Below are 25,625 nucleotides of genomic sequence, written 5' to 3'. Positions count from 1 at the left end.
TTCATAAGCTTTACTTACAATTTCAGGGATAAATTGAGGCTCTCCTATAATTTTGTCTGTTAATCTAATGTAGTTTATTAAATTCAAATTACAGCCACATAAAGTTTCATAAGACTCATTGTGAACGTGATAAATATAATATTTCCCGCGACACTTCCAATTCCAACAATTGACAGGAAAAAATCTGATTTTAATATCTTGCTGTTTTTTTATATCGGTAAAATTGAGAAAATTTAAAATGACCAGATAAAATTTCAGTAATAAAATTATTTAAAAGATAGATGTTGTTATCATAAATTACCGAATAATTAATAATTAAATAATTAAATAATTAAATAATTCAGGTTTAAAGCCTCCCTTTTAAGGGGAAAAAGAAATAATATTTCCTTGTTTTCAATCAAAAGTGGTTTTAACCAGAGGTAATTATCAATTATCCATTATCCATTATCCATTATCAATTAATGAACGTAGGATTTTCAGATTGGTCAAACTGTAATTGAAACATCGGTATATCTTGTCTTTCTTCGGATGTTGGTAACTTCTTAAATAACCAGCAACAACGAATACCATCTCTGGCATACTTATCTTGACGTTGTTTAGTTTCTTCTAAAGTTTGAGGACTCCATTGAACTTCAAAAGCAAGTTTAACTAATTGATTTTTTACTTGCTTAGTAGCTAAAACATCAGCTCTCCAATCTACTCCACTTGCTTCAGTTTTAACATCGTAACCCATAGTTTTACAGACTTTAGAAATTTCTGTTTTGCATAAAAGATTTTGCTATGTTTCTGATTTATAATTACCGAATAATTAATAATTAAATAATTAAATAATTCAGGTTTAAAACCTCCCCTTTCAAGGGGAAAAAGCGGTTGAGGGATGGCGAGGTCCCCTCGCCATATCCAATCAACCAAGACAGCGGTCGTAGCGCAGCTTCCCGTAGGGTGGGATGGCTCCGAAACCTGCGCCATATCCAATCGACCAAGAGAATAAATTTTTTCCTTTTATTCAATCCTCTTCCTTTTAGGGATAGGTAATTATCAATTATCAATTATCAATTATCAATTATCCATTAATGAAATCCATCTTTCTTATTATGAGCAAAATGCTTAGTTCCCAATTTTGAAGTTCTTAAATGTCCTCTTGCTTCACAACAAGGTAAAATAACCTGAACTTTTTTACGTTTTAATTCTTCCCACTCCTCATCAGATAGTAGTGGGGCTAATAATTCTTGATTATCTAAGAGCTGATTTATAAAGTAAATATTAAGACGCTGAATGAGTTACTCTATTTAGCTTTCAGGATTTTTGTCAAGTAAATTTATAATTGCTAAAAGCTAGGTAATATAAGACTTTTGGGGAAGTTTACAAATCAGCTCTAAGATAGCTCTTAATGGCATAATTTTAATGGTTAAATAAAATCCTAAATTTTTACCTTCTATTATGAGTATGATAAAAGATAAGCCATAGGAAAAATAACTTCCCAATAAATTGATAAAAATCAGCGATCGCCTTTTTATCTTACAGGTCTACTTTTTGACTATGCCACCACATTTGACGTACTTGTAAATTTTCCCATCTACCTACTTATAATCTCTCCGATTATAGCACTACGCACAACTTAAGAATTCAAAGTAATCTCTGAGTGAATATAGAGTTTCCTAGTTTAGTAATATCAAGTCAAAGAAGAAAATAAAAATAAAATATTTTCCTTACGTTCAATCCTCTTCTTTCAAGGAGAGGTAATTATCCATTATCCATTGTTCATTATCAATTATTGAATAGTGGGACTTTAGCAAAATTAAAGCCCAAATGTAGCCCAAACTGGCTTTATATTTGATAAATGGGAAGTGTGGGGAGGGTGGGAAGTGTGGGAAGACAGAGTAAAGTAGGATGAATAATTTTTCCTTGATTTTTCTACCCTTGACCTCCCTAAAATCCTAACTTTTTGGTAGTTTTTAGCTGGAAAAGTTGCAGTTTTTTGGGATTGAAAAAGACTATAATCTTTATATGTAAAGACTTTTAGATTTATTCAGCCAGCCCTAATGACTAGACAGTAATAAGTTTTTGTATTAATTTTCTACTGAGCACTTTGCAATATCCAGCTTATTATTTTACCACATAAATTATAATGACAAGCACAGATCGGAAAATAGTTAAAGAACGCCGAGATTACAACAGTTGGGTTGCCACGGAAACCCTAGAAGATTATTCTCTCCGTTATGCTCCAAAATCATTTCGGAAATGGTCAGAATTTCTCGTAGCAAATACTGCAATAGGGGGTATTTCCTTCTTAGCATTAGAAGCAATAGGAGGCTCTTTAGTCATTAACTATGGCTTTACTAACTCTTTTTGGGCAATTATTGTAGTCAGTCTAATTATTTTTTTAGCAGGTCTTCCCATTGCCTACTACGCCTCTAAATACAATATTGATATAGATTTACTAACTAGGGGTGCAGGATTTGGATATATCGGTTCAACTATTACCTCTTTAATTTATGCTTCTTTCACATTTATTTTCTTTGCCTTAGAAGCAGCAATAATGGCTCAAGCTCTAGAACTATATTTTCACATTCCTTTAGCTTGGGGTTATCTGATTTCTTCAATCATTATTATCCCCATAGTTTTTTATGGAATTACCTTAATTAATCAATTGCAATTGTGGACTCAACCTATTTGGTTGTTTTTGATGGTCTCTCCCTATTTATTTGTCCTTCATAAAGAACCAGAAGCTCTAAATGATTGGTTTAACTTTACTGGAAATTCTCCAACAGGAAACCAATTCGATCCTATTTTATTTGGTATGGCAGCAACAGTTTCCTTTTCCTTAATTGCTCAACTTGGGGAACAGATTGATTACTTGCGGTTTTTACCCCCAAAAAAACAAAATAATTCCAGGAAATGGTGGATAGCAATGCTAGTAGCAGGACCAGGGTGGGTCGTTTTAGGTGGTGCCAAACAGTTAGGAGGAGCCTTTTTAGCAACATTAGCGATCGCCCACGGCAACACTATGGCAAAAGCAAAAGAACCCATCCAGATGTATCTGGCAGGATTCGCAGATATGTTTTCCCAACCTGAAATTGTCTTATTCGTCGCAACTCTATTTGTAATAATTTCCCAAATCAAAATTAACCTCACCAATGCTTATGCAGGGTCTCTCGCTTGGTCTAACTTTTTCTCTCGCCTCACCCATTCTCACCCAGGTAGAGTAGTTTGGTTAATTTTCAATGTAGCGATCGCTCTACTATTAATGGAACTAGGAATATTTGAAACCTTAGAATCTATTCTAGGTCTATATTCTAATGTTGCCATTGCCTGGGTAGGAGCAATAGTCGCCGATCTAGTCGTAAATAAACCCCTCAAACTCAGTCCTTCTTACATTGAATTTAAACGCGCTTACCTCTATAACATTAATCCCGTAGGTTTTGGTGCAATGGCGATCGCTTCGGTTATTGCCATTATGGCATTTGTTGGGTTCTTTGGCCCATTCCTACAAGCTTATTCCCCCTTTATCGCTCTTACTGTTGCATTCTGTCTATCCCCAATAATTGCCTTAGTTACCCAAGGCAAATATTACATTGCCCGACAAAACACCGTCCGGACTCTTAACCTCAACGACTCTTTACTCACCTGCTGTATTTGTACCGAAAGCTATGAAGCCGAAGATATGGCATTTTGTCCTGTTTATGACGGATATATTTGCTCACTATGCTGTAGTTTAGATGCTCGCTGTGACGATCAATGTAAGAAAGAAACACCTGAAATTGCTGAGGAGAAAAGTAGCTTCAGCCAGAAACTAATTAGGAGCAAAATTTCACCTCTACTAGGTCAAAGAATTATCAAATTTTTGGGAATCTTTGTTTCTATTGCAGGCATTCTAGCTGCATTTTTGGGATTACTTTATTATCTACAGATAGAACAGTTATGGGCAATCTCAAGTTACACCAAGCAAGTTGTAGGGAGTGTCATTCAAGTAGTTTTCTTTTCCCTACTCTTACCTATTGGTATAGGGGTGTGGTGGTTAGTCTTAAGTGAAGAAAGTCGTGAACGAGCTGAGGCAGAACTAGATAAACAAAATATACAATTGCAACAGGAAATTGCTGAACGCAAACGTGCGGAAATTGCTCTCCAAGAACTTGCCCAGGAATTAGAAATTCGGGTAGAACAACGGACGGCTGAATTATCAGAAGCATTGCAAAACTTACGCCAAGCTCAAACCCAACTGATTAAAGAAAAACTTTCTAGTTTAAGTCAGTTAGTAGCTGGAATTGCCCATGAAATTAACAATCCTGTCAGCTTTATTCATGGTAATCTCCAATACGCTAAAACTTATATAGAGGACTTACTGACTTTGATCGACACCTATCAACAGGAAATTCCAGAAACTCCGCCTATGGTGGCTGAATTGTTTGATGAAATTGACGTAGATTTTATTAGAGCTGATTATCCTAAATTGCTGGAGTCAATGCGGGTAGGAACAGATAGAATTACTCAGATTGTTTTGTCGTTGCGAGTTTTTTCTCGCTTGGATGAATCAGAGGTAAAGAAAGTAGACTTGCATCAAGGTTTGGATAGCACTTTGGTGATTTTAGGGAGCCGTTTGAAAGCTAATTCAGAACGGTCAGAAATTGAGATATTGAAACTTTACGGCGATTTACCCTTAGTTGAATGTTATGCGGTAGAGATTAATCAAGTATTCCTAAATTTGCTGGTTAATGCGATCGATGCCTTGGATGATTTCTGTAGGAACTGCCAGTCTGGAAGTTACTCTCCTACAATTACTATCAGAACTTGCTTGGTTGATTCTGAATGGGTGCGAATTGAAATTGCAGATAATGGTTCTGGTATTCCCGAACATATCCAACCCAAATTATTTGATGCCTTTTTTACTACTAAAGATGTTGGTAAAGGAATGGGATTAGGGCTTTCAATTAGTTATCAAATTGTCGTGGAAAATCATGGGGGAAAGTTATATTTTTTGAATGTTGAGCAAGGAGCAACTTTTGTTATGGAAATTCCAGTTAGGAATAAATCTTTTTCAGCAGAACCATTTCCAAAACTTAGTTAAAACTTAAAAACCCCCGGGTGATAATTTCCTGGGGGTTTGTTGCTTGTACCGGAAATGGCGAAGGTATTAAACTTCTCCAAAAATACAGTTTGGAACGGTGGGGCTAATGCTTCAGGTATGAAAGCTTGGCTTAGTATTTTTGGACATTTCTAATCAGTTTTTTTATTAAACCCACATTCCGCACGTCAAGTTGTAGTATTAAAAGTAGTAGAAAAATTGGGAGATTTGTAAGTATTTATACTGAAGATATCCTATTCATTGACCTTTCTGTGGAGTCAAATTCTCAGTCAAATATTAAGTATAAATACTTGATGGAGCGAGATAATTAGCTAGAATCATTCCCTAGTGACTACTGACTATTGACTACTGACTACTTGCATTCATACTACATTTTGTCGTGCGAAATGTAGGATTAAAAGTTAAGTTGTATGACAAAAGCTAGTTTTTTTCTTTATTATATTCATAATAAACTTTACAGGGTAAAATCTATGATGGTAGTAAAAATACAGTGATGACACTCTGCATAAATTAAAAAGCAAAAAAATGGACTTCTCCAAAAATTACTATTGTGAAGCTTTAATAGTAGGGGCTTCACCATCTTTTTTGAAGTGGTCTAATTGACAAACAGGAGAAAGTTATGAGCAAAATAGAGGTTTACCCTGCTGAGATGGTCTTTATAACTCCAAAACTTGTACTTCATTCTGCCCCTTTTACAAGTGGAGAAGTAAAAGATGCTTTCAATATTGAAGCATCAGGCATGGGAGAACTAACTGGTCTAGCTTATGATGTTCCAGCCCATACATCTGGCACAATAAAAGCAACACTACAAATTTCTGCTATGTCGAGTAAGGACGTTGAAGATCTTAACCAAATGGCACTAGCTTTTCTAAAGGCTTCCGAAAGAAAAAAGGTTGAAGAAACCGCAAAAACTAGCGTTCAGGGAAATTTATCACTTTTTGGTTCTATTTTTGGAGGTGGCGCCTCAGCGTCTTATAGCAAAACGCGGCACAACATGGAATCAGCAGGTCTATCTGAAGAGCAGATTTCCCAACTCATGGAAGCATTTTTGGCGAAAGCACAGCAGATGTCATCCGTGAGCATTGATTTCTATGTCAATAATGAGCCCAATGATTACTCGGTTTCTGGGAACCTATACTTGTACACATTATCGGGACAAATACAAACGGGTAAGGGGTCGCACCAGTACCGTATGCTTGCTGACAAAGCAAGTGCAGGTGCACCACCACCACCTCCCAACGGAAGTGCACAATCCACAGGTGAAATCTTGCCCTTACAGTAGTTTTGATTTGGGTAAACCACAGTAGGGACGTTCCATGGAAAGTCTCCTACAAGGTTCTGGCTGTGACGATGTGGTTCATCAATCTGAAAAGCGCTGTAAAATAAGCAGTGGAGAGCTGAAATCCTTTCAAACTCATCTCAACCTAAACTGAAATGACCACATAGCAAGAAATGAAACTCCCCGGCAATAAGCCTCCGGGGAATTTCTTGTTGGTTTAACGATTTCTGAGTTTTCTGAATCAAGTTTAGTCTCTAGGTTTGTTACTAATGACCTCAGAGCGATCGCCTCCACTCATCACCGACAACCATCACCATTCCCAACTTAAAACCACTAGACCTCTCTAAACAAGATTCAGACGATCGCACTAGCTACTCTTTTTCTCCAATATCCTAATACCACAAGGATGCCCGTCCCCCAGTGGTTCAGGGAAGTTACCATATAAAATTTTACTGTCCTCATCTGTGGCACTACGACTTACAACCTTGCGTGTATCCTGTCCACCAATTATTGCATGCAGCTCTGAACCTATCAGTTGCCATGCGACTATGGTCGAAGTGTCCACTGAAAATATCGGCTTATCAGAGAACAGTACCGATGAAGTCCCCTTAATATCCAAGTAGTGGTTTTTGTCCTTTGCAACTTCATAATAATATGCATCATCCGCCTTTTGATACTTCACCTCTTTAAATTCGACGGCATCAGATATATCTGCACCACCATAAAATATGCCTTTCCCATTTAGTCCCATATAACCAAAATCCTTACCTTCATAGGTCAGCTTCAAGATTTTACAAGAATCGCAGAGTGAACTAGCATGTGCTGGGGCTCCTAGCATAGGAGAAAATACTGCTGGTACAGCAACCATCAGTGACAACACAATCGAAATAATCTTGTTCATTTCCAAATCTCTCCTTTTTACATAAGTGTTGATAGAACCAGCGTTCTAACGTTAAAGTTGAGCAGTGTGATACCAATTTGATAAATGTTTGCTACAAATATCTATATATTCTGTATATTTGATGTTTTGTAACATTCTTTTTTAAAATTGGTATGAGACCATTTTACAATGAAGACCAATGCTTTAGGCTTCATAATAGAATAATTTTTGTCAACCCCCTAAAATCAACCTTTTTCCAAATAAAATCAACCGTGTCGCCAGGTAAGCGCCAAAAATTTTCCGCAACTTTTCGGAATAGACTCCCAATGCAACATCCGAATCACTAACCAAGCGCTCTTCAATAGCCTCCGCTGCTTGCCAAGCAGTGTATACCGCATTGGTTATCCCATGTGAGGACAAGGGGTCGAAAGCGATCGCCGCATCACCCAAGGCCAACCAGTTCGAGCCAGCAATTTCATTACTGCAAATCGAATTGGCAGCCGATACAAAGACCGGAGACCAAACTTCACCAGCCAGAAAAGCTTGCAATATCTGTGTTTCGGAAAGCAAAGTTTGCCAATGATCATATTCCCGCATTTTCAAGCTTTGAGGGCTGCCCTTTTCAGCATAAAGTGTCATCACATTAGTCCTTTGATCCAAACTGGATACAATTCCCCATCCACCCTTAAATACCTCTGTAAATACTCCATGCTTGATTTTAGGGTGTCGGATACGAGGAAGATGACAACTGAAAGCGATCTGTTGGTCATGCACCGTGCTGCCAATTCCCAGTTTCCTCAATAACGCTTTTTTCCTTCCCGTGGCATCCACAAAAATCTGCCCGTATAGATCAAAAGGCTTTTGTGCTGAATTTACCCGAATACATCGGTTCTCTTCCTCCCAAGACCAATCCTTGCACTGCACAATCCTGTGACTATCCAAGCAGCTCTCCAATTTTTTCAGCAATAACTGTTTGTCCAGTTTCAAACCATAATTATAGGGGTGGTGAAAATAAAAGTTGACGTCCTGAACCTGAGAACTTCCCCATAGGGAATGATATCCTAAAGTTTTTTCCAGGGCACTTTCCTCAAAAACCTCCCGCAACCCAAGCTGCTGTATCATCGCCAATGCAGAAGGTGGCAGAGTTTCCGCCAGCGCCATGACTTTCTGCTGCATTTCTCTTGTCACAAGGAAATATTCAATCCCCTTTCTTTGCAAAAGCACAGAAAGACACAACCCGGCGATTCCTCCACCAACGATCGCAACATCACTATGGATCGAAGCCATCTAATGAATACCACCTTTTCCGTCGTAAGCTACATAGACGATATCAGGAATTTCGAGTTCAGGACCCACGCCAGACCTTCGACCTGTAACCATACCAACGCTTTTCCATTTATATACCATGGCAATCAACCCATTCTGGTAGCCAGCTTCAGCGTGATAACCTACAAATCCAGTATCGGCACTATGAAGCCAGGGCAAGCGGTTGGCGTAAATATATCGGCGGGTTTCCGGAATGAGACTTTTATCCTGGACTTTTTTGAGGCTTTCAGCCGTCAATATGGTGACAGGCAAATTGGCAGCCCACCAAGCAGGTACTGGATACTGCATATCAATGAATACAGTCTGACAACTTCCTGCATCCGATTGCCAGGGAATTCCCATCCATTTAGTCAAGTCTCCAGGAGTGGCTTCCCAGAGCCAATACTTGGGATTGGATGGGTCAAGAGATTCCTGGACGTCATAGGGAACCATTTCAAATCCAAAATCATTGTAGAAAATCTCTTTTTTGCGTTCTGGACTCGCGGCATTGATGCGAACTTCCCATAAACCATAAATTCCATAGGAGAGTTCTTTGCCCTCGTTTACAAGTTCATAGATGCGACGATTTTCCGCATACATCTGATTATGGCGCATAGGCCAGGTAAGCTCTACCCCAGGGTGGAAACCACCTCCATACAGAGTCTCCAGAACAGCTCTAGTCATCAGCAACGGACTCCTGGCAGGGTCTTGAGCTGCTTCCAGAAATTGACGTTGGTAAAAACGACCCATTTCATCCATGTCCTTAAAATTGAAATCGGCTGGAGTAGTAAAGTTGCCGTCTCTCCATTGTTTCAATTGTTCGTAGAGAAAAGGAGGTATGGCAAACCACTGGGCTGGACTGCCAGGATAATTAATTCCGTCCCCAGGATAAGTTGGGTATTTCAGTTCGTCTGTTTCAGTACCCAACTGCGTGAGGTCTGTCTTTTGATTGCTAGGAATGACAGGTTCGTTGTCATAATTGTAGATAGGATTCCGAAACAGATTAAAAATTTGTTGGCGAACCTCCGCACATTCTGGGCTGTTGGAATAAATGCAATGAAATTTGTTCTGAGCATAGAGTTGATCGATCGTTTCCCGGAAAGAAGGGGCGAGGAAATCACTTGCATTGACCCATTGCATGCGGTAGAGGCGATATAGCAAAGGGAATACCAGGCTCAGTTCTGGAGCAAATCGCTCGTCTGCCGCCCCTACGATCAGGTCAAAAAGGGTAGAAAGGGGCTGGATTTGGGGAGCGTAATCTGGCGGAGTGGTTGCGATCCAAGCAGCGGATTGGGCATCAGTCAAATCATAGCTTTCTTTCGTGGTTTTGTGGGTGATTTTAGCCGTGATGATACCATCACAAATATCATCGTACCAATTGGAGTTATCGGCAAAATCAGTGTTCAAATCGGAAGGATTCAAAGAAGCCGAAGTGCCGTCTGCTCCATAAAAAATCAGGGTTCCTTCATCGTATTCAACGGTACCCAACTTCACATTCACACAAGACTTCTTCATTTTTGAAGCGATTTTGCTGATTCTGGGTCCGCCATCTTTTGGAGGATGTGGATAAGGGAACATACCGCAAATCTCCTTACGGGTGGAAGATGAAGAAACTGTAATCGGGGGAGGACTGTTGACCAACTCCTTCCGGAAATTTTCTCCTTCTGGTTTGCGCAGACCTTCATTCAGGACATTGGGGTTGCGGTATGTGGTGCTAATGGCGGGAGCAATGCGTTCATCGTAAAAATTAGGACTGAGGTTTTGGTGGTTTTCCAACTGAATAGAAAGGTCTAGGCTGTTGTTGAAATTGTACCAAAAAGGCTTTTTATTAGCCACTTCTGCAGTCCACTCAATGTCATATTCCGCTGGGTCAATCTTCTTTATAGGGTTGCCTGCTTCATCACATTGATAAATGTAAAACCGCTGGGCTTGTTTTTTGATCTCGCCTTTATCGGTCAAATATTCATTATCTGTTTCAAACAGATTTGCCCATGGGATTTCTGGGCTGAAGATGACCTGGTCTTTTTCAGCCGGACCATTCCCAAGGCGTGCAATCCCTATGGAGGGATAAATTCTAAATTTAGGATTTTCCATATTCAATAAACAATAATCTGATGCAAAAGTACATAAGAAATATCTTTCTTGTGAAGATACTTCTAATAATGAAGATTTTAAACTAGATAAAAAACAATTAAAATCCAACAAGACCTACATAAGAGAACTTATCAATGGCATTTCCTTACTGTATCTAAAAGTGAAACAGTACCACCATAATAATAATCAATCTCTAGCTATTCTAATAATTAGAATAAACTACAACTAATAGAAAAGCAAGCAAAAAAGTTCATATAAAAGTTCAGAAAAAAGTTCAGAAAAAACTAACATTTTCAGAAAAAAATTCATATAAAAATAATACTTTAAAATAAGATTTTTCTAACAAAACAAATGAAGGTATAATAAAATTTTTCAAATATATGACTAATTTAAATTGACAAAGCAGTTTTTAAACTGGCATCTCCTAACCCAGAAATGCTCATAGTTTCGCGATCGCTACTCAGACGCACTGTAGTAGACTCTTAATCCGTACATCCGTGCCATAATCCGTGTGAGCTTTCTCCCTAAATTCAAACTCCAAGATAGATCCAACAAATTCTCCTTCTCGGATATTTTCAACTCCTGGGATATTTTTGGCCATATCCACCAGTTGATTTTGGTCGAATCGTTCATTTTCGCCGATAAATAAAATCAGTAATTGCACAATTTATAACATTCTTTTTCAAATTGTTGCGAGATATTTATCTAAAATTTCGAGGTAGTTTAGTTGTTAAAAGTCAGACAAAATTATAATTTTTTTACTTTTTACTTTTTACTTTTGACTTCGTTAATCTGCCTCTATTAATTACTTAATAATTGAAGTGTCACCTAAGAGCTGATTTATAAAGTAAATATTAAGGCACTGAATTACTTGCTATACTTAGATTCCAGGATTTTTGTCAAGTAAATTTTTAATTGCTAAAAGCTAGATAATATAACACTTTTGGCGAAGTTTACAAATCAGCTCTAAGCATAGCATTAGTTTTAGTCATTTATAATAGAAATTGCTTAAGCCACAAACATATCACTATATTATTTGGACATTATATAAATCCTTTATTCCTTAAATTATGACTAAAGACAGAAAAGAAATCCTTTCACCGTTGGCCAGCCAGTTGCTCCAGAAAGTTTTGTAGGACACCAAAGTTTAATAAATATAGCGTTTGACCAAATAGACAGTCGCAGTAATTTGGCTGTTTGGGGTGGCCCTGGTATGGGAAAAACTTCTTTCCTAAACTTACTGACATCTGAGCAAATCTGGCAGTCACAAAATATAGATCGATCTGAAGCCATAATTATTTATCTAAATTGCCTAGAAATTAAGCCTTTCATCCCTGCAAATTTCTGGCGCAAAATTATTTATTCAATTGGAGAAAAAACTAAAGATGATTCTATCGTACAACTTATAAAAAAATCACTGCAAAAGCCCAAATCAACTAAAGAACACCTACGCTATATTTTGAGAAAAATAGGTGAGCAAAAGAAATTTTTAGTGCTACTTTTAGATGATTATGATGCTACTCTTAACTCCCATTCTCGGTATACTGAAACTGATGTAGAAGTATTTTTGAGTGAATGTCGCAATTTAGCGTATCACTCGGAAGAAAGAAAATACCTTTCAATGATTGTAACTTCATTGCGGCGCTTGAATGAAAAAGGTCCTAATCTTACACCAAATGGATCTCCTTGGTACAATCATTTTGGATTTCAACGATTAAAGCCACTCAATGATAAGGAAATAGGGATGTTGCTTAGTGGAATGCAAATGACAAGAGAAATACGAGATGGAATTGAAGAAATTGCAGGTGGAAATCCAGCTTTGCTACAAAATACTGGGTCTATTTTGCATAACAAAAGACGTTCTGGAGAAACGCTTAATGCTGAGATATTTGCCAAGGAGTTTGTAGAAGCAACAGAACATTTTTTTCAAGATACATGGCAACTTGCTAATGAATTAGAGCAGGCGTTATTAATGTTAATAGCACTGTATCAATTGAAAGGTCGTGTACAAAAAACGCGCTATGATTTGAGTGATATTAGTGTTATTTTCAGCCAGAAAGAACGAGAATTAATGGACTTAGAAGAACGATGCGTGATTAAACAAACTGTAGAACAAGAAAAAACAAATTATTCATTTACTTCCACAATAATGGAGTGGTGGGTAATTAAAGAGATTGAAAATACTAATACGGAAATACTAAAGCAAAGAGAGATGGTCTTTGCTAATTTTATGAGTCGTAAACAAGTAGACAAAGTTAAAGATGTAATTAACTATTTGTCAGAGCATAAGGAGGCGATTAAATCTATTGCCAAATGGGTTGGTAAGCTAGCACCATACTTGGCATAAAATTTTTTCATTAGATATCTTCAAATTAGAAATTCCAATAATTAGTAAATATATAATTCTTAAGTCTAGTAGGGTGCGTTAATGAAATGTAACGCACCATCTATTCCAAATGTTTCTGGACTACTCAACGGTGCGTTACGGCGCAATGTAATCTTTGACAGTTCAAAAGTAATTTATGGTAAGCCAGTAGTGGACTGTTTCATCTTAAATGTTGCATTAGAAAATGGGGTGATGGGGGGATGGGGTGACGAAAAAAGCGCTCTGCACTATTTTAGGTGAAACAATCCAGTAGGGTGCGTTAATGAAATGTAACGCACCATCTATCCCAAATGTTTCTGAACTACTCAACGGTGCGTTACGGCGCAATGTAATCTTTGACAGTTCAACGGTAATTTATGGTAAGCCAGTAGTGGACTGTTTCATCTTAAATGTTGCATTAGAAAATGGGGTGATGGGGGATGGGGTGACGAAAAAAGCGCTCTGCACTATTTTAGGTGAAACAATCCAGTAGGGTGCGTTAATGAAATGTAACGCACCATCTATCCCAAATGTTTCTGAACTACTCAACGGTGCGTTACGGCGCAATGTAATCTTTGACAGTTCAACAGTAATTTATGGTAAGCCAGTAGTGGACTGTTTCATCTTAAATGTTGCATTAGAAAATGGGGTGATGGGGGGATGGGGTGACGAAAAAAGCGCTCTGCACTATTTTAGGTGAAACAATCCAGTAGGGTGCGTTAATGAAATGTAACGCACCATCTATTCCAAATGTTTCTGGACTACTCAACGGTGCGTTACGGCGCAATGTAATCTTTGACAGTTCAAAAGTAATTTATGGTAAGCGCCTAACACACCCTACTGGACTAACTACATTTTTCAAGGAAGATAGTGAATTAGAGATTCCAATAATTAGTAATAGTAAAGATATAGTTTTAAGGAATTGACAATTAATATGAAATCTCCTAAAAAAAGGCGAAATCCTTACGTTATTGGTCGTCCTATTGATGAACCAGAATTATTTTTCGGTCGAGAAAGTCTGTTCGGGTTTATAGAAGATAACTTGAAAAATAATGAACAAGTTATTCTGCTCCATGGTCAAAGACGTATAGGTAAATCCTCTGTATTAAGGCATATTCCTAATAAGGTCAACTTGGATAATGAGTTTGTTTGTGTTCTATCAGACTTTCAAGATAAAAACCAATGCTCGTTGCGTGAAGTAGTCCACGGACTTGCTAAAGATATTGTTGAAAAACTTACTGTTGAAAAATTTATAGATAATCCTGATGTAATTGATTTAACTTTCCTTGATGATTTAGAGCAAGACTTAGAACAAGACGGGGTTAAATTTAGGGAATTCTTGGAGCAAGTATATGAGAAATTGGGTGACAAAAAATTAGTATTATTACTGGACGAGTTTGATGTATTAGATGGAAAAATTCTAAATCAGAATTTGAAGATTTCTTTCGATATTTGAAATCAATTATTTATTACGAAAAGCGGCTTTTTATCATTCCAGTTGTAGGTAGACGACTAGATGATATGCCAAAACTACAGAACAACTTATTTAGGGGTAAACCTCAACAGAGAATAGGTTTACTAGAGGAGTTAAGTGCTCAAAGGTTGATTACAAATCCTCTTGAAGAGTTCCTAAAAAACCATCAAGAAGTTTCACTAAAGTACAATGAAGCAGCAATCAAGGAAATTATAAAACTGTCAGCAGGCCACCCCTATTTTACACAAGGTATATGCTATAGTCTATTTGTAGAAGCACGGTATCAGGAGAAAACTGAGATTCTTCCTGAAGATGTAAACCAAGTTATAGATCCTACTATTGAGCTTCTTGAACCTGGGTTAATACCGTTTCGGAATGGATTGCCGATTTTAGAAAGAATTGTATTCTCAGCAGCGGCAACAGCTCAAGAGAGAGCTAAACAAAAAAATCAGTCATCTGTGCAAAACCCATTAGAGTTGCTCAAGGAGTTTGGGGTAGATGTAGAGCATGGAAATGTAGAGCATGGAAATCTGCATCAGGCATCCAAAAATCTGATCGAAAATAAATTTTTAGATGAAGATGGGTATAAAGTTACAATTAAGTTTGTTCGTCATTGGTTGGTTAAATATCACCCAATACAGTCAAGTATATGGGAATTTGAAAAACTTGATCCAAATGCTAGTGACTACTACGAAAAAGCAAATATATGGCGGAATAAAAGGCAGACAGATGATGAATTGTATCACTATGAGAAGGCTTTAGAACTTAATCCCAATCATTTTAGTGCTTTATTCAGTTTAGCTGAGTTATACCTAAACAAAGCTGAGTTACACCTGGAAAGAACTAAGTCATACCCGAAGGAAAACAAAGATGAGTTATATCTGATAAGAGAAGACTTTCTCCAAGCATTAAAATTATATGAACGAGCTTACAAAGTAGACTCCGAGCGTGCCCAAGATGAATACATAAAGTCATTGATGGGAGCTATTAAGTTATACCTAGAAGATCATAACTTTCCGGAAGCATCAAAATTATATAGACGATTTCTCCAAGTAAACCCCGAACGTATAAAAGATGAATACATAAATTTATCGGTCGATTTAGCCAAATCACATCTGAAGGATAAAAAATTTAAGGAAGCATTAGAGTTCTATGAACTAGCTTACAATGTAAACCCTGAACGTGTAAAAGATGGATACATAAAGTTATTGCTGGAAGCTACTAAGTTACATCTAGAAGAGCATAAATTTCAGGAAGCATCAGAATTATATGAACGATATCGCGAAGTAAACCCCGAAAATGCTGAAGATGAATACATAAATTTATTGGTGGGTTTAGCCAACTCACACCTGAAAAATCAAGAATTTGAGGAAGAATTAAAATTATATGAACTAGCTTACAAAGTAAACTCTGAATCTGTCAAAGCTGAATATACAGAATCATTGGTTCGTTATGGCGACTATTTAATTAAAAATAGAGATTTAACCAATAGAGATGTTATTGCGGAAGTAAGAATCTTCCCTGAAAAAATTTTGGACATTGATTCTACAAACAGAAAAGCTAAACTTCAACTGACATTACTTGATCGTAAGGAAGATAATCTTAGGGAGCAGGAAGAAAATCGCGAGATAAATAGTCAAATTGAACTGTACAAAAAGCGTAGAAATATTATAAATTTTTCAGCAATTTTGATATCTTTTATGTTGATAGTAATTTCTTTCTTTTTAGGGTTAAAATTTCGACCTGCTCCTAGTTCTCAACCGGAACCAGTACTATCAGATAATGAAAAGAAAAAAAGATTTAGTAGTGGCGAAGGGACAATATTTGATGAAAATAATCAAGGTATTTTCAAGTGTAATCAAAAGTTCCAAAAAAAGAAATACTCAGAAGCTGCTGAATGTTTTGGACAACTTGTAAAAAATGATTCTGATGAACCAGAAGCATTGATTTACTACAACAATTCTCTTTCTCGTCAATCTACTAATCGTCAAGTCTTGGCAGTAATTGTCCCAGCAGATCGGGATGAAAAATCTAAAGAAATGTTGCGAGGTGTTGCTCAGGCGCAACATAAATTTAACAGCAATGAATCTTTTTCAACAAAGCCGCTAGAAATTCTAATTGTCGATAGTAGCAGCAATGACCCTGAAACATCTCTCAAAGTAGCTCGCGAAATAGTTAAAGATACATCTATATTAGGGGTTGTAGGCAATACTAGCAAGAAGGCATTAGAAGTATATGAAGAAGAAAGTTTAGCGATGATTTCTCCCACAAGTACAAATACAGAATTGAGTGAAATTTTATTTATAACTATTGATAACGAGATATTAAGTGAAAAGCTAGCCGAATATGTTAAACAATTAGATGTAGAAAAAGTTATCATATTTTATGATAGCAAAAGTTTATCTAGTGAAAGAATAAAAAAGATTTTAAATATTACTTAAACCTCAACTCCAACTCTAGCAAGCTGATTGAAGAAGTAGACTTGGCCGACTTAAAAGAACAATCCTTAGACCTAGTAGTTGAGTCTGCCATAGAACAAAAAATTAAGGTTGCTATACTATTTCCAGATTCAGAAACAGTTGACTCAGTGATTAAAATTGCCAAGAAAAATCATCAACAACCGGAAGAACAACAATTAAAATTACTTGGTAGTCACGATCTTTATTATTGCAATGTTTTAAAACAAGGTGAGCAAGCAGTTAAAGGTTTAATTTTGGCAGTACCATGGTTTAAAGGGATGCCAGAAGCAGAAAATTTTTCTACTGAAGTAAAAAATAGATGGGGAGGAGAAGTTAGTTGGCTCACTGCGGCCAGTTATGACGCGACTCAGGCTTTTATTTATGCCTTGTCTAATTCAGGCAAAAATCCTAGTAGGTCTAGAGTTTTGCAAAAAGTTAAAGACGTAAATCTTCCAGCTAATAAAACGTCAGGAGAAAATCTTAGCTTTTCTTCAGGAGAGAAGCGGGAAGGTAAAGCTATTCTGGTTGAAGTTGTTGAATCATCATTAAACCCAGATTGTTCTGATTTAGATTTTAGTCAAGTAGGAGAACAATAGTGGGAGCATCTTGCTCCCGTGCTAACCGTTCTTGTCTTGGTATTAATTATTTGGCCTCACTTTTTGCTGCATAATAAAACTAGAACTATCAGGACTTACGCACGGATACTAAATCCTGTGAGGGCGAATGCCATTTGCCCCTACATATGGCGTTTTTAAGGTTAATTTCGTAAGTCCTGACTATAAAAAACCATCGCGATATTACTCAAAATATTAATCTCAATTGACTGTTTGATAAGACGACTCTAAGATTTTTTGACGCAGTTTTTCCAGGGAGTTTATCTTATCTAAAACTAGCTCAAAACTGTAATCGGAATCCACGGCGATAATTGGTTGAGGATAGGGTTTTTGAATTGACAAAGCAATTTTTAAACTGGCATCTCCTAACCCAGAAATGCTAATAGTTTCGCGATCGCTACTCAGACCCACTGTAGTGGACCGACACAGCTAAAATGGTGCATTAGGGAGTAGGGGAGTGGGGGAGTGGGGGAGTGGGGGAGTAGGGGAGATAAAGACACCTAGAAATAAAAATAAGAGTGCACAGTTTTAGCTGTGTCAGTCTAGTAGTAGACTCTTAATCCGTATGTGCCATAATCCGTGTGAGTTCCCTCCCTAAATTCAAACTCCTGGATAGAGCCAATAAATTCTCCTTCTCGGATATTTTCAATTCCTGGGATATTTTTAACAATATCTACCAGTTTATTTTGGTCAAATTGTTCATTTTTACCGATAAATAAAATCAGTAATTGCACAATTTATAACATTCTTTTTCAAATTGTTACGAGATATTTATCTCAAATTTCGGGGTAGTTTAGTTGTTAAAAATCAGACAAAATTATAAATTTTCTTACTTTTAACTTTTAACTTTTGACTTTTGACTTACAAAAGAGGCGATGTGTGTACCTTACCAAAATTATCAACTTTCTTACTTTTGAATTTTGACTTTTGACTTTTAACTTACAAAAGACAAGCCATAGGAAAAATTAAATATTCTAGGAAAAATAATTTCCAAATAAATTGATAAAAATCAGCGATCGCCTTTTTATCTTCCAGGTCTACTTTTTGACTACGCCACCACATTATACCCAAAGCTAATACATGACTTATTACCAAAAAATTAAATTAATATTTGCCAACCAAGTTACACCAAATATAATCATACCGATATAGCAAATAGTTAATACCCACCTTGCCAAATTAAAGACAGCAAATGCTCCTAATTTAATTGTAAATGTAGTGATATTAAATTTACGGTCTCCTTCAATATCTGGAATATCCTTAAAAATTGCAATAGCAAAAGTGAAGACTATCACAAACAAAGTTAGCGCCCATACTGTGGGAGGAATTTCTGGAATTATCAAGCTTTTTTTGAAGAGAATTATTTCACCTAATCCTTCTATCCATTGATGCCAACTTCCTGTAACTTCCTCAACTTTTTCTAATCCCCAAACAAAGCTTAAAAATAAACCTAAATTAACAATTACTCCCCGCACAGTAAAAATACATAACGCTGCCCAAAAAGGAAATCTTTTTAATCTAATAGGAGGCAAAGAATAAAATGTACCAATTACTAAACTTATTCCCACCGTACCTAATAAAAAAGGTCCGCCAACTAGAGCCAAACTTAAAGCTAAAATTCCCGTTATTGCCACAATTACTTGACCAGAAAATCGGGAAAATTCACCCGCAGCTATAGGTAGATGAGGTTTATTAATTCGGTCTATTTCCACATCTTCTAATTGATTCAATCCTACTATATAAATATTTCCGCATAGACAACTTATCCAAGTTACCAATAACAGAATTAAACTATAGATAAAAAAGATTGATTGAAAAAATCAGAGCGATCGCCCATAGCAATTAGATATATTGCCAATACACTTAATGTTGTACCAATAATTGTATGGGGACGTGCAAACTTCCAAAAACTGTATAGCCATGGGAAATATTTTTGCACCAAATTAGTTTTTATTTTTACTTCTTGATAATGTGAAATTTCTTCCATAACTACCTGAAATTATTTTTCTCTGAATTTACGATTATTTTATAGCGGTTTTCACATAGATAGACTACATTCAATAATTAATAATTAATAATTAATAATGAATAATTACCTCTTCTTTTAAAGTAGAGGATTGACTAAAAGGAAAATTTTTCTTTTTATCCCCTTAAAAGGGTAGACTTTAAACCACAATTTTTCGGTAATAAAAGCATTTTTCTACTCTCTACTCCCTACTCCCTACTCCCTAAGTAAAAATAATTTTGTAGTTTACTTAAATGAAAAGCGCTTTCATTAATGGATAATGGATAATGGATAATGGATAATGGATAATGGATAATTACCTCTGGTTTTAACCGTTACGGAATTGAATATAAGGAAACATTATTTCTTCTCTTGGTCGATTGGATATGGTTAGGAAACCCATCCATCCCACCCTTCGGGAAGCTCCGAAGATCGACCGCTTTTTTATCCTTAAAAGGGTCGGCTTTAAACCAGAATTATTTAATTATTAATTTGAGTGCATCTAAGTATTTATAAAAATACTTTTTCCTATGTATTCCCTGTTGCCTGTTGCCTGTTGCCTGTTGCCTAAAAGCAATAAATTTTTGGCTTTATTAAAAATTGAGATGTACCCATTAATTTGGCAAGCGATTAATATCTTGATTAGAACCAAGTACAATCATTATTATTCCTTTAGTTAAAATTGTACTAGGCTTAGGATTAATTTGAAATTTTTCACCCCGGTCGCTCACTGCCAGTAAATTTAAACCATATTTATTCCATAGTTCTAAATCAGCAATAGTTTTACCATCAAATTTTTCTGGTACAATAATTTCTACGATACTATTATCTGGGTCTATATCAAATTTATCGAGTATTCTAGGTTTACTCAATAATCGTGCTATTTCGCAACCCATTTCTTTCTCTGGAAATACGACATAGTCTGCTCCAATCTTGTTTAAAAGTTTGACATGAGTCTCTGAAGAGGCTTTAGCTACTACACATTTCACTCCCACTTCCTTAAGATTAAGAGTAGTAATAATACTTTCTGACAAATAATTACCAATTGCCACAATTACTGTATCAAAATCTGAAATACCAGCTTGTTTAATAGCATTAATTTCTGTTGAATCAAGCTCTAAAGCATGAGAAGATATTTTGTCAGTTAAGGCTTGATTTACTCTTTTTTCTTCTCTATCAATAGCCAAAACTTCATAACCTAAATTATGCAGAGTTAGACACACTGCTTTACCAAATCTTCCCAAACCAATTACTGCAAATTGTTTAGTTTCAGATTTTAAATTTTGCCAAAAATTCCAAGACGATAATTTCACTAAAATTTCAACGTTATAGCTTCTATATTGTATAGCGCTGCGCGTAGGCAACAGGCAACAGGAAACCCACCCCTAACCCCTCCCTGGAGGGGAATAAAAACTCATAATAATAAGATTTTAGCTATTGGGCAGTTCCTGTAATTTGTAAATATGCCAGCGCACATTGCTATAAATAGCAAAAATAACGTTGCCTCCAAAATATCTATTTTCAGATTTTACCAATGCTGAGAAAAGTTTTGAAAACTAACTAAATTTATTCTCTTAATACCAATTATTTGTAAAGCTGCCCTTAAGAATTGTCGATCGGATATTATTGCACTGACTATTCTCATCTTTATATTAAGTGCAACTTCATGGAGAAATGGTATTAGTTTTTTTAACTTTAGCATCAATATAGCATTTCTCAAGTTACTAAGGTAAAGTTATTTTTCTTCTTTTCTACTCCCTACTCCCTACTCCCTACTCCCTATCGACCCAAACCAATTACTGTAAATTGTTTAGTTTCAGATTATTTTCAAGGAGAGGTAATTGTTAATTATTAATTATTCATTATTAATTATTCATTATTAATTGTTTAACTACTCCCTACTCCCTATAACTCAAACAATTATACAAATAAATTCTCTTCTGGATACTGAACCGCACTAGGATTTTGTTCAGCAAAAATAGTAGATACTAATAGTAAGACACCCACCCTACCTATATACATAGTTAAAATCAATACTAACTGTCCTGGAATTGTAAAATTAGAAGTAATACCTGTAGATAAACCGACAGTAGCAAAAGCAGATACAACTTCAAATAAAATTTTAATTGACTCTAATTCTGGGTCAGCAAAAGCAGCTAAAATAGTAGCGATCGCCACTAATGAAGCTGAGGCAAAAACCACACCAATAGCTTTAATAATAACTATCACTGGAATCTTACGTTGATAACATAAAACTTCTTCCCTACCCTGTAAAGCTGCTTTTGTACTGTTAAATAATATTCTAAAAGTTGTAGTTTTAATACCTCCTCCAGTGCTACCTGGACTAGCACCAATAAACATTAAAACAATCGTAATAAATAAACCAGCATCAGTCAACTGACCCATATCAATAGTATTAAAACCCGCAGTTCTAGTAGTAACAGATTGAAACCAAACAGCAATTAATTTTTGCCCTAGATTGAAACTACCCAAAGTATTAAAATTATTAAATTCGGCAATAAAAAAGCAATCAAACCAAATATCAATAGAAAAATAGTTGTATTAGTAACCACTTTAAAATGTAGAGAAAAAGTGTGAAATACTTGCTCTTTTTGCCAACGACTTTTCAGCCATAAATACATTTCCATAATCACTTGATAACCCAATCCTCCAAATATAATCAAGCCTGTAATCACAAAATTTAATAAAGGAGATTTTGCATATTTAATAAACCCATCTGTATATAAACTAAAACCAGCGTTATTAAAAGCATTTATACTATGAAAAATAGAATACCAAAGACCATCTTTAAACCCATAATTTGGAACAAAAACAAACAAAAGTAACAAAATACCAGTCAATTCAAACACAATTGTTGTAGCAAAAATAGACTTAATTAAAGGTTCCACACCAGCCAATCCTACCTGTTCCAAAGATTGCTGAAGAGCCACTTTTTCCCGAAGACGAAATTTACGACCAAGCAACAACAAAAGAATAGTAGTAGCAGTCATATAACCCAAAGCTCCAATTTGAACCAATAATAATAGGAAAAATTGTCCCCAAAAAGAATAATATTCCCCCACATTTACAACAGAAAGTCCCGTCACACAAACAGCAGAAGTTGCTGTGAATAAAGCAGTTACAGGATGACTCCAATTTCCATCACTCATGGAAATAGGTAACATGAGTAATATCGCACCAATAATAATAACAGCAATAAAACCCTGACATACAGTTCTAGCTAAACTCATTTCAATTTTTTAGTATGTATATTTAGTAAGCATTTCCTAGGTCATGCTGCGCAAACATCAGTCAGCTATCAGTTATCAGCTTATTATTTTATAAGGATAATTCAAAATTATGTTTAAGCAGAATTCCACAGAAAAGAAAAAGGTAACAAACTAACCTTATTAAGTTCTGTATGTTCAAAGACTATTTGCGGAGCATGACAAACGAAAATGTTAATAGCTTTTTGCGCAGCATTCCACAGGAAATGCTTACTTTTAATCACAAATAATTTCTGGCAATGTACATTAATAATGGCATAAATTAACATATAAAATTACAAATATTTCAATTTTTTTCCTTAGAAAAAATAACTTTTAACCTTTAACTTTTGTGTGATATTATTTCCAGATAATTAGTTATGAAAAACTATCATTTCAATTGCAGAGCAAATTTATTGATTTTTCCTACTTCCCACTCCCTACCCCCTACTCCCTAATCACTTATTTATTAAGTATTCAACCGAACATGATATTAAATATATAATAGTCAAAAAAATCAATCCTTAACCTTGATTAATAATTATGACCAAAAAACTAGGTCCAAAGCCTCCCCTTTGAAGGGCAGGACTGTTTCAAAGTATCGTAAGTTAACGATTTAAGGAGAACAGGAGATGAGGGGGTAGGGGAATAGGAAAATTTACCACGCATTTGCCTAAATTTGTCGATTTTTTAGTGTTGGAGTATCGTTAAACTCTGGCTAAATATCTAATTCAATTGGCTCAAATTACAACAATTCGTATTTTTGACCTTCAAGAATAATTGATAAATTTTGCCTAAATCCTGACTATGTGTGCCAAAATTTACCATTTATACCCATATTTCTATCTCTTTCTCTATTTTTCGCTCTTATTGAAACAGCCCTGCCTTTGAAGGGGATGAAAAGCGGTCGAGGGATGCTGAAGTCCCCTCAGCATATCCAATCGACCAAGAAAGAATAAATTTCATTATTTCAAGCCTCTGGGTTTCCTAGGTCATGCTGCGCAAACAGCCAGAGGTACTGATAATTGATAACTTATAACTGATAACTGATAACTGAAATGACCTCAACCTTAATTGAACAAATTCAACAATTCTATGATGCTTCCTCCAGTCTCTGGGAACAAGCGTGGGGCGAACATATGCACCATGGCTATTATGGACAAGATGGTCAGCAGCAAAAAAATAGACGACAAGCTCAAATAGACATGATTGAAGAACTACTTCAATGGGGAGCATTAAATGAAAAATCAAATTTTTGGCCTCCTACCTCTATTCTGGACGTCGGTTGTGGTATAGGCGGTAGTACATTGTACTTGGCCGAAAAGTTTAATGCCACTGCCACAGGTATTACCCTTTCTCCCGTCCAGGCCCAAAGAGCTAAAGAACGAGCTGATGTAGCCAACTTAAGTCAATCTACTAATTTTATAGTGGCAAATGCTTTAGAAATGCCCTTTGCTGATGAATCATTTGACTTAGTATGGTCTCTCGAAAGTGGAGAACATATGCCTAATAAACAGAAATTTTTGCAAGAATGCTATAGAGTCCTCAAAGCAGGTGGAACTATAATTATGGCTACTTGGTGTCATCGTCCAGTTGGTGGCTCCGATGGACAATTAACTGACGATGAAAGGAGACATCTGGCCGAAATTTATCGCGTCTATGCTCTGCCTTATGTTATTTCTTTGCCAGAGTATGAAGCGATCGCCCAAAATATCGGCTTTCAAAATATCTGTACTACTGACTGGTCAACTGCTGCTGCTCCTTTCTGGGATGTTGTGATTGAATCAGCTTTTGACCCTAAAGTGATTATGAATTTACTCTTTAGTGGTTGGACAACAATTCAAGCTGCTCTTTCCCTAGAGTTAATGAGTAGTGGATATGAACGAGGATTAATAAAATTTGGTCTATTGCGGGGAAGCAAATAGTTGATTACTATAAATTCTTTTTAAATCAGTGGAAGTGAGTCAAAATTTTCATACTATATATTAGATATGAAATAATTTCCTGAAATTACTATGGGATTAAAGTTTCGAGTCTATAAAATCTTAATGCATGACTTTTGACTTCATCCCATGACTTTTAACTTTTGACTTTATCTGACTTTTGAGTTAATTTCTGACTTTTGACTTTTGACTTTTAACTTTTAACTTTTGACTTCATCTAACTTTTGACTTCATTAGCTTATTTCATCACTGCATATTCAGTAAATGTTAAATTCTGTAGCAATATGCCTACTTCTGCTATAATCATCGCTTACAATATATACACCACATAGGATATTCCTGGAGGTGTAATTTATGTTAGTTATTTTAATGGAAAATCAGCTAGTTGCTCCTCAACAAGTTTGTCAAGGTTGTTTGTTAGCCGATAGAAGTGGTCAACCACGATGGAAAGGTGGTCAATTACGCTGTGGTCATCCTGTTCCTAAGTTATCAGATACTCAACCAGATCAGTATGAGTGTCAAATGGGTTTCCGCGTTGCCAGTATAGAATAATCTGACAAAAAATCAGTTTTAGAGTAATTTGTTTGGAAAGCAAGGGTGAAAATTAACAGTAGATTAAAATGGTGCATATACCCTTTGAATTAATAATTGAAATGTTGCTTAAAAGTAAACAACATAGCTATAGTACTCAGATTTGAGTTGTGTAGAAAATATCTTAATTAGTGAGCAAAAAACAGTTTTAAGTATTTAAAACTTTATTATCTACTTTTTTGTTTTTTTGATAAATTTTTTAGAAATACTTATGCGAAGAATACAGAATAATATTTTTAGAGACACCTAGTAGAATTATACAAGTAT

22 protein-coding genes and 2 pseudogenes are annotated in these 25,625 nt (G+C 35.9%); 12 read left to right on the top strand and 12 right to left on the bottom strand.

Annotated features, from left to right (window positions below):
* Positions 1–454: 454 nt before the first annotated feature.
* A complete protein-coding gene (locus SAGCYANO_RS11895) occupies positions 455–733 on the bottom strand; it encodes a competence protein CoiA family protein (RefSeq protein ID WP_202220272.1) in 279 nt (92 codons plus the stop codon).
* A gap of 1,395 nt (positions 734–2,128) precedes the next feature.
* Between SAGCYANO_RS11895 and SAGCYANO_RS11890 the strand changes: the two genes are divergently transcribed.
* Together SAGCYANO_RS11890 and SAGCYANO_RS11885 are read left to right on the top strand one after the other, a co-directional pair.
* A complete protein-coding gene (locus SAGCYANO_RS11890; RefSeq protein ID WP_202220271.1) occupies positions 2,129–5,065 on the top strand; it encodes an ATP-binding protein in 2,937 nt (978 codons plus the stop codon).
* 637 nt (positions 5,066–5,702) lie between these two features.
* Positions 5,703–6,365, top strand: coding sequence for a hypothetical protein (locus SAGCYANO_RS11885; protein WP_202220270.1), 663 nt, complete (start codon positions 5,703–5,705; stop codon positions 6,363–6,365).
* 364 nt (positions 6,366–6,729) lie between these two features.
* Here the strand turns inward: SAGCYANO_RS11885 and SAGCYANO_RS11880 are convergent, their stop codons facing one another.
* From SAGCYANO_RS11880 to SAGCYANO_RS11865, 4 genes are all read right to left on the bottom strand, one after another.
* Positions 6,730–7,263, bottom strand: coding sequence for a hypothetical protein (locus tag SAGCYANO_RS11880; protein ID WP_202220269.1), 534 nt, complete (start codon positions 7,261–7,263; stop codon positions 6,730–6,732).
* Between the two features lie 210 nt (positions 7,264–7,473).
* Entirely contained in the window at positions 7,474–8,529 is a 1,056-nt protein-coding gene (locus tag SAGCYANO_RS11875; RefSeq protein WP_202220268.1) for an NAD(P)/FAD-dependent oxidoreductase, read from the bottom strand.
* The gene (locus SAGCYANO_RS11870; protein ID WP_237396073.1) at positions 8,530–10,749 is read right to left on the bottom strand and encodes a LodA/GoxA family CTQ-dependent oxidase; all 2,220 of its coding nucleotides are present in this window, start codon (positions 10,747–10,749) and stop codon (positions 8,530–8,532) included.
* Between the two features lie 352 nt (positions 10,750–11,101).
* Positions 11,102–11,305 carry a hypothetical protein gene (locus tag SAGCYANO_RS11865; RefSeq protein ID WP_202220266.1) on the bottom strand — a complete coding sequence of 68 codons (204 nt, stop codon included), beginning with the start codon at positions 11,303–11,305 and terminating at the stop codon, positions 11,102–11,104.
* Between the two features lie 525 nt (positions 11,306–11,830).
* Between SAGCYANO_RS11865 and SAGCYANO_RS11860 the strand changes: the two genes are divergently transcribed.
* The 8 genes from SAGCYANO_RS11860 (at position 11,831) to SAGCYANO_RS11825 (ending at position 17,535) form a co-directional block, all read left to right on the top strand.
* On the top strand, positions 11,831–12,988 hold the full coding sequence (locus SAGCYANO_RS11860; protein WP_237396071.1) for an AAA family ATPase: 1,158 nt from the start codon (positions 11,831–11,833) through the stop codon (positions 12,986–12,988).
* 81 nt (positions 12,989–13,069) lie between these two features.
* Positions 13,070–13,267 carry a hypothetical protein gene (locus SAGCYANO_RS11855; protein ID WP_202220265.1) on the top strand — a complete coding sequence of 66 codons (198 nt, stop codon included), beginning with the start codon at positions 13,070–13,072 and terminating at the stop codon, positions 13,265–13,267.
* 22 nt (positions 13,268–13,289) lie between these two features.
* Positions 13,290–13,499, top strand: a complete 210-nt coding sequence (locus SAGCYANO_RS11850) for a hypothetical protein (RefSeq protein ID WP_202220264.1) — start codon at positions 13,290–13,292, stop codon at positions 13,497–13,499.
* Between the two features lie 9 nt (positions 13,500–13,508).
* Positions 13,509–13,706 carry a hypothetical protein gene (locus SAGCYANO_RS11845; protein ID WP_202220263.1) on the top strand — a complete coding sequence of 66 codons (198 nt, stop codon included), beginning with the start codon at positions 13,509–13,511 and terminating at the stop codon, positions 13,704–13,706.
* A 22-nt stretch (positions 13,707–13,728) separates the two neighbouring features.
* On the top strand, positions 13,729–13,932 hold the full coding sequence (locus tag SAGCYANO_RS11840) for a hypothetical protein (protein WP_202220262.1): 204 nt from the start codon (positions 13,729–13,731) through the stop codon (positions 13,930–13,932).
* An 8-nt stretch (positions 13,933–13,940) separates the two neighbouring features.
* Positions 13,941–14,462, top strand: coding sequence for an ATP-binding protein (locus SAGCYANO_RS11835; RefSeq protein WP_202220261.1), 522 nt, complete (start codon positions 13,941–13,943; stop codon positions 14,460–14,462).
* A complete protein-coding gene (locus tag SAGCYANO_RS11830; protein ID WP_202220260.1) occupies positions 14,459–16,921 on the top strand; it encodes a tetratricopeptide repeat protein in 2,463 nt (820 codons plus the stop codon). The genes SAGCYANO_RS11835 and SAGCYANO_RS11830 overlap by 4 nt, the downstream gene beginning before the upstream one ends.
* A 41-nt stretch (positions 16,922–16,962) precedes the next feature.
* The gene (locus SAGCYANO_RS11825; protein WP_202220259.1) at positions 16,963–17,535 is read left to right on the top strand and encodes an ABC transporter substrate-binding protein; all 573 of its coding nucleotides are present in this window, start codon (positions 16,963–16,965) and stop codon (positions 17,533–17,535) included.
* A 219-nt stretch (positions 17,536–17,754) separates the two neighbouring features.
* Here the strand turns inward: SAGCYANO_RS11825 and SAGCYANO_RS11820 are convergent, their stop codons facing one another.
* The 7 genes and pseudogenes from SAGCYANO_RS11820 to SAGCYANO_RS11790 form a co-directional block, all read right to left on the bottom strand.
* Positions 17,755–17,964 carry a hypothetical protein gene (locus SAGCYANO_RS11820; protein WP_202220258.1) on the bottom strand — a complete coding sequence of 70 codons (210 nt, stop codon included), beginning with the start codon at positions 17,962–17,964 and terminating at the stop codon, positions 17,755–17,757.
* A 131-nt stretch (positions 17,965–18,095) separates the two neighbouring features.
* Positions 18,096–18,287 (bottom strand): hypothetical protein, encoded by a 192-nt coding sequence (locus tag SAGCYANO_RS11815; protein ID WP_202220257.1) that lies wholly within the window; start codon positions 18,285–18,287, stop codon positions 18,096–18,098.
* Between the two features lie 205 nt (positions 18,288–18,492).
* Positions 18,493–19,540, bottom strand: a pseudogene (locus SAGCYANO_RS11810) (homogentisate phytyltransferase).
* Between the two features lie 632 nt (positions 19,541–20,172).
* Entirely contained in the window at positions 20,173–20,871 is a 699-nt protein-coding gene (locus SAGCYANO_RS11805) for a TrkA family potassium uptake protein (protein WP_202220256.1), read from the bottom strand.
* Between the two features lie 215 nt (positions 20,872–21,086).
* A complete protein-coding gene (locus SAGCYANO_RS11800) occupies positions 21,087–21,260 on the bottom strand; it encodes a hypothetical protein (protein WP_202220255.1) in 174 nt (57 codons plus the stop codon).
* A 218-nt stretch (positions 21,261–21,478) separates the two neighbouring features.
* Positions 21,479–22,809, bottom strand: a pseudogene (locus tag SAGCYANO_RS11795) (TrkH family potassium uptake protein).
* Between the two features lie 113 nt (positions 22,810–22,922).
* Positions 22,923–23,114 carry a hypothetical protein gene (locus SAGCYANO_RS11790; protein ID WP_202220254.1) on the bottom strand — a complete coding sequence of 64 codons (192 nt, stop codon included), beginning with the start codon at positions 23,112–23,114 and terminating at the stop codon, positions 22,923–22,925.
* 768 nt (positions 23,115–23,882) lie between these two features.
* Between SAGCYANO_RS11790 and SAGCYANO_RS11785 the strand changes: the two genes are divergently transcribed.
* Together SAGCYANO_RS11785 and SAGCYANO_RS11780 are read left to right on the top strand one after the other, a co-directional pair.
* On the top strand, positions 23,883–24,749 hold the full coding sequence (locus SAGCYANO_RS11785) for a methyltransferase domain-containing protein (protein ID WP_202220253.1): 867 nt from the start codon (positions 23,883–23,885) through the stop codon (positions 24,747–24,749).
* Positions 24,750–25,121: 372 nt separating this feature from the next.
* On the top strand, positions 25,122–25,319 hold the full coding sequence (locus SAGCYANO_RS11780) for a hypothetical protein (RefSeq protein WP_202220252.1): 198 nt from the start codon (positions 25,122–25,124) through the stop codon (positions 25,317–25,319).
* Positions 25,320–25,625: the final 306 nt, after the last annotated feature.

Origin of the sequence: Okeania sp. KiyG1, assembly GCF_014132355.1 — a bacterium.
Taxonomy (GTDB): Bacteria; Cyanobacteriota; Cyanobacteriia; order Cyanobacteriales; family Microcoleaceae; genus Okeania.
This window is presented reverse-complemented; position numbering and strand designations above follow the sequence as displayed.

Bases quoted from the DNA above. Each gene is read 5' to 3' on its own strand.
- SAGCYANO_RS11800 (WP_202220255.1), bottom strand. From the start codon at position 21,260: ATGCTAAAGTTAAAAAAACTAATACCATTTCTCCATGAAGTTGCACTT.
- SAGCYANO_RS11790 (WP_202220254.1), bottom strand. From the start codon at position 23,114: ATGTTAATTTATGCCATTATTAATGTACATTGCCAGAAATTATTTGTG.
- SAGCYANO_RS11885 (WP_202220270.1), top strand. From the start codon at position 5,703: ATGAGCAAAATAGAGGTTTACCCTGCTGAGATGGTCTTTATAACTCCA.
- SAGCYANO_RS11845 (WP_202220263.1), top strand. From the start codon at position 13,509: ATGAAATGTAACGCACCATCTATCCCAAATGTTTCTGAACTACTCAAC.
- SAGCYANO_RS11890 (WP_202220271.1), top strand. From the start codon at position 2,129: ATGACAAGCACAGATCGGAAAATAGTTAAAGAACGCCGAGATTACAAC.
- SAGCYANO_RS11780 (WP_202220252.1), top strand. From the start codon at position 25,122: ATGTTAGTTATTTTAATGGAAAATCAGCTAGTTGCTCCTCAACAAGTT.
- SAGCYANO_RS11895 (WP_202220272.1), bottom strand. From the start codon at position 733: ATGGGTTACGATGTTAAAACTGAAGCAAGTGGAGTAGATTGGAGAGCT.
- SAGCYANO_RS11850 (WP_202220264.1), top strand. From the start codon at position 13,290: ATGAAATGTAACGCACCATCTATCCCAAATGTTTCTGAACTACTCAAC.
- SAGCYANO_RS11785 (WP_202220253.1), top strand. From the start codon at position 23,883: ATGACCTCAACCTTAATTGAACAAATTCAACAATTCTATGATGCTTCC.
- SAGCYANO_RS11875 (WP_202220268.1), bottom strand. From the start codon at position 8,529: ATGGCTTCGATCCATAGTGATGTTGCGATCGTTGGTGGAGGAATCGCC.
- SAGCYANO_RS11880 (WP_202220269.1), bottom strand. From the start codon at position 7,263: ATGAACAAGATTATTTCGATTGTGTTGTCACTGATGGTTGCTGTACCA.
- SAGCYANO_RS11840 (WP_202220262.1), top strand. From the start codon at position 13,729: ATGAAATGTAACGCACCATCTATTCCAAATGTTTCTGGACTACTCAAC.
- SAGCYANO_RS11835 (WP_202220261.1), top strand. From the start codon at position 13,941: ATGAAATCTCCTAAAAAAAGGCGAAATCCTTACGTTATTGGTCGTCCT.
- SAGCYANO_RS11855 (WP_202220265.1), top strand. From the start codon at position 13,070: ATGAAATGTAACGCACCATCTATTCCAAATGTTTCTGGACTACTCAAC.